We start from the raw sequence: 1,219 nt of genomic DNA on the forward strand, positions 1-1,219 counted from the left end.
GGCCCGCCCCGGTCAGCGGCGCGCCCAGCGCCAGCCGGGCGGCCACCGGTGCGAACACGTCCCGCCCGTGGAACGTGGCGGACACCCGTGGGGCGAACCACTCCGCGTTGGCCAGCTCGGCCGCCACCCGGATCCCACCCAGCGCCGCTGCCGCGTCGAGCAACAGCCCGTTGTCCGGCCCGACCAGCAGCCCGTCCGGCGTGTCGAGGACGACCCCGCGCCGCTCGGTGCCCACGCCCGGGTCGACGACGGCGACGTGCACCCCGGCGGGCAGGTACGGCACGGTCTGCGCGAGCACGGTCGCGCCCCGGCGTACGTCCGCCGCCGGGACCAGGTGCGTCACGTCGATCACCCGCGCCGTCGGCGCGAGGCGGGCGATCATCCCGTGGCAGGCGGCCACGAAACCGTCGGCCAGCCCGTAGTCGGTGGTCAGCGAGATCCAGGGGGTCGGCGCCATGCGTCACACGCTAGGCGTTCCGGGAGCACCGCAGCGAGCCGGTCACCCACGCAGGCGCAGCCCGCGCGGCGTGGCCCGGAAGCCGGCGGCGGTCAGCGCGTCCCGCAGCGGCGACGAGTGCACCGCCTCGCCGTCGGCCCGCTCGACCGACATGGCGCCCAACGCTCCGGAGTGGACGGCGTCGGCGAGGGCCTTGCCGGCCGCGGCCAGGGCGTCGGTGTCGTCGGTGAAGGACAGGATCGTCCGGCCGCCCCGCTCGACGTACAGCACCAGGTCACCCGCGACCAGCACCACCAGGGCGCCGGCCTTGCGGCCCGCCCGGTGCCCGGTCGCCGGTGCCGCGCCGTCACCGGAGTCGACGACCCGCTCCGGCCAGGGCAGTGCCGCGCCGTACGGGTTGGCCGGGTCGGTGGCGGCGAGCACCAGTGTGGGCCCGCCCCGGCCCCGTCCCCCGTCGGCGGGCTCGGCGAGCGCCCGGATCCGGTCGACCGCCCCGGGCACCGCGAACTGGGCCGCGCCCAGACCCTCCACGAAGTAGCCCCGGCGGGCGGCGCCGCGTTCCTCCAGGGCGGACAGCACCGGGTAGACCGCGGCGAAGCCGCCGGTGACCTGCTCGGCCATGACCGCGCCCCGGGTCACCACGCCGTGCCGTTCCAGCAGCACGTCGGCGAGGGCCGCGGCCCGGCGGGTGGGGTCGGTGTCCCGCTCCGGCACCAGGTACATGACCTGCCGGTAGAGGAACTGCTGGAGCGGAAGGGCCCA

General features: G+C 77.4%; 1 protein-coding gene and 1 pseudogene. Both read right to left on the bottom strand.

Annotation, left to right across the window (positions count from 1 at the left end):
• The coding region (locus tag AB0I76_RS30275) for an SAM-dependent chlorinase/fluorinase (RefSeq protein ID WP_357042665.1) at positions 1–457 on the bottom strand (457 nt) is incomplete at its 3' end.
• Between the two features lie 42 nt (positions 458–499).
• Positions 500–1,219: pseudogene (locus tag AB0I76_RS30280) on the bottom strand (DEAD/DEAH box helicase); the annotation flags it as partial.

The organism is Micromonospora sp. NPDC049799 (assembly GCF_040656655.1).
In the GTDB taxonomy this organism is placed as follows: domain Bacteria; phylum Actinomycetota; class Actinomycetes; order Mycobacteriales; family Micromonosporaceae; genus Micromonospora.